Genomic DNA, 3625 nt, shown 5'->3' with positions numbered 1-3625 from the left:
ATCTACACATGGGCACAGATGACCACCCTGGTAAGGGAACACCCGCAGAAACCGCTGAAACTTGAGGTCCTCCGCGACGGAAAACGTACCGCACTGACCGTCACGCCGACCAGTGAAAAAGTGACGGTGAACGGACAGACTCTCGAAGTCGGGAAAATCGGCATCTCGGGACCCGGCCGTTCGTTGATGCGCTCCGACAACGCCGCGGAGGCCGTGTATCAAGGACTGGAAGCCACATGGGGATGGACAGAATTGACCGCGATCGGCCTCTATAAAATGATCGTGGGCGATATTTCGAGCAAGAATATCGGTGGACCTTTGACGATTGCCAATATTTCCGGTGAAGCTGCGTCCCAAGGCGCCTCCAGCGTCGTGTTCCTGATCGCAATCTTGAGCATCAACCTCGGTGTTCTCAATTTGTTGCCGATCCCGATTCTCGACGGCGGTCACTTGCTCTTTTTTCTGAGTGAGGGCATTCTGCGCAAACCGCTCGGCGAGCGACAGCGGGAGGTTGCGCAACAGGTAGGGTTGGTATTGTTGGTCGGCGTAATGATCTTCGCTTTCTGGAATGATCTTGAACGCATCTTCTCCCGCTAAACAGAATGCTGAAACACGTCCCTAACTTCGTTCTCGGCTCCAAGAAATCCTCAACGTACCCCAGAGGGTACGCCTCCGGTTTCTTTTCGCCTGCGGCCTTGTTAGATGACGTGTTTGTGCATTCTGTGATATCTCCCACAGCTCAACGCGCCTCTTAACAGTTACTCTTCATGAAGACTTCCCAATTATTGATCCCTACACTACGGGACGATCCCGGTGAAGCGGAAACTGTCAGTCATCGATTGATGCTGCGTGCCGGACTGATCCGAAAGGTGGCGGCCGGCATCTATACCTATCTTCCACTCGGTCTCCGTGTGATCCGGAAAATCGAGCAGATCATCCGAGATGAGATGAACCGCGCCGGTGCACAGGAACTGTTGATGCCGATCGCCTCTCCTGCTGAATTATGGAAAGAAACGTCCCGCTGGGACTACTATGGGAAAGAGCTTCTACGCTTCAAGGATCGCCACGAGCGTGATTTTTGCCTGGGCCCGACGCATGAAGAAGTCATTACCGATCTCTTCAGGCGGGAGGTGCGTTCCTATCGCCAGCTCCCGCTCAATTTCTATCAGATCCAAACGAAATTTCGAGACGAGATCCGCCCGCGATTTGGACTCATGCGAGGGCGCGAATTCATCATGAAGGACGCCTATAGCTTCGACATCGATGAATCCGGCGCCAAGATCAGTTACCAAAAAATGTACGATGCCTATACTCGAATCTTCACGCGATGCGGACTCACCTTTCGGGCGGTTGAAGCCGACACGGGCCTCATCGGCGGAGACGTATCACATGAGTTCATGGTCTTGGCTGATACCGGCGAAGCCACAGTGGCATACAGCGATCAGGGTTCCTACGCCGCCAATCTTGAACGGGCGGAAGTGCCGCCTCCGTCCGATGTTGACACGACCCCACTTCGCCCCATGACGTCGATCGCCACGCCGCAGCGACGAACAGTAGAAGAGATAACAGCCTTTTTGCAGATTACACCCTGTCAACTCGTGAAGACGCTGCTGTACCGTGCAGGAGCCGAAACCGTTGCCGTGCTGGTCCGAGGAGACCATGAAGTAAACGAGGTGAAATTGGCGCGGCTACTCAAGGTGACTGATGTCGCGCTGGCAGATCCCGGAACAGTCCAACATGTAACGGGGGCTCCCCCCGGATTTGCCGGACCAGCCGGACTGCAACACGTACGAATCTTGGCTGATCACGCCATTAAGGGGATGAAAAACGTCGTCATTGGCGCCAACAAAGCCGACGCCCACTATCAGAACGCCAATCTCGACCGCGATTTCACGGTCGAACAATTTGCCGATCTTCGTAATGCGCAAGCCGGGGACCCTTCTCCCCGAGGACCAGGTGTGCTCAAGCTCGCCAAAGGGATTGAAGTCGGACAAGTGTTCTTACTCGGCACCAAATACAGCCACAAAATGAACGCCACTATCCTTGACGACCAGGGCAAGGAGCGTCTCGCCATCATGGGTTGCTACGGTATTGGCGTCGGCCGGACGGCCGCTGCGGCGATCGAGCAAAATCACGATGAGAAAGGCATCATCTGGCCGTTTCCCATCGCGCCATTCCACGTACACCTCCTGACGGTCAGCCAATCGGAAAAGACGACCGCAGCCGCAGTACATCTTTATACCGACTTGATGGGGGCGGGCATTGAAGTATTGTGGGACGACCGTACCGATCGCGCCGGAGTCAAATTCAATGATGCCGATCTCATTGGCGCTCCCATTCAGATCGTCATCGGCGACAAAGGCCTTGCTGACGGCATCGTAGAGGTCAAGATTCGACGCTCTGGAATCAAATCCCGCCTGGCACCCGGTGATCTTGTCGCCCATCTCAAGAGACTTTCCATCGAAGCCGATCCATCCGTTGCTTGATCCACGCGCCAGCTTTGAGAAACCGCCTCGCATTTTCTGAAATTGGCCGACGGAAAATGCCTTTTCCTTGCCTTCTCAGGTCATTCCGTTAAACTGAATTTTGATTCGGAGCTCGGCGATCATGTTATGGCCGGGTGCCTGCTGATCCGGCGTCCGACCGGGTTCATTCACGTCTGACCTCAGAGATAACACAGTCGGATGCATACCAAGCCGATGATTCAGAATGTCCACGAACTGCATCAAAAGGTCGAGCATGCAGAGCACGTCAAACGCATTACTACCCAGATTCATGCGGCCAGCAATCTAGACCAAATCCTCCTCGACCTGCATAAAGACATCTTGGGTCTATTCGACGCAGAAGACCTAACGCTGTTTGCATTCGATTCCGAAGAGAAGGAAATCTTCTCCAAAGTTCCTCATATCGACGGCGTTGAAGAGGTCCGCATTCCTATTACCGAGCAAAGTCTCGCCGGTTTCTGCGCCAAATACCTTCGCCCCGTCAATATCGCAGATGCCTACAATATCGCCGAACTCCATGCAATCCATCCGTCTCTGCTTCACGACACATCCTACGATAAGCGAACCGGCTTCAAGACTAAACAAGTCCTGACCTATCCGATCGTCGCCGACAACAAATACCTGATGGGAGTCCTCCAACTCCTCAATAAAAAGAACGGGAGTCGGTTCACCCGAAAGGACGAAGAGGCCGTCGACGAAATCGCCAAAGCGCTGGGAATTGCCTTTTTCAACCTCCGGAAGATATCCAAAAAAAATCCCACGAAGTTCGATCTCTTGGTCGGCAGCAATCGGATCAGTCAGAACGAACTCGACCAGGCCATCGCCGACTCCCGAAAAGGGATGAGCGATCTGGAAAGCATTCTGATCGAAAAATACAAGGTTCCTAAACTCGATATCGGCAGATCGCTCGCACAGTTCTATAAGTGTCCGTATATCGAGTACAGCGAACGCACCATCGTCGATGTGGAACTACTAAAGAATCTCAATGTCGACTACCTGAAAAAGAACCATTGGATGCCGCTCAAGCGAGACCGCATGGCGATCGAGATTCTGACCGACGATCCGGGCGATCTTGATCGCGTTCAAGACATCAAACGGACGTTCCCTGGTCTCAACATTCG

At 53.5% G+C, this 3625-nt stretch carries 3 protein-coding genes; all 3 read left to right on the top strand.

From position 1 onward, the window contains the following. Positions 1-597, top strand: a 597-nt coding sequence (gene rseP / locus ACOSYY_RS02000; RefSeq protein WP_421660595.1) for an RIP metalloprotease RseP, incomplete at its 5' end; no start/stop codon positions are given. Positions 598-767: 170 nt separating this feature from the next. Then, positions 768-2486 (top strand): proline--tRNA ligase, encoded by a 1719-nt coding sequence (locus tag ACOSYY_RS01995; protein ID WP_421660594.1) that lies wholly within the window; start codon positions 768-770, stop codon positions 2484-2486. Positions 2487-2699: 213 nt separating this feature from the next. Further along, positions 2700-3625, top strand: a 926-nt coding sequence (locus ACOSYY_RS01990; RefSeq protein ID WP_421660593.1) for a GAF domain-containing protein, incomplete at its 3' end; no start/stop codon positions are given.

The organism is Nitrospira sp. BLG_2 (assembly GCF_049222245.1).
Note: the sequence above shows the minus strand (reverse complement) of the source record. Positions and strands in the feature narration are given on the sequence as shown.

Bases quoted from the DNA above. Each gene is read 5' to 3' on its own strand.
- ACOSYY_RS01995 (WP_421660594.1), top strand. From the start codon at position 768: ATGAAGACTTCCCAATTATTGATCCCTACACTACGGGACGATCCCGGT.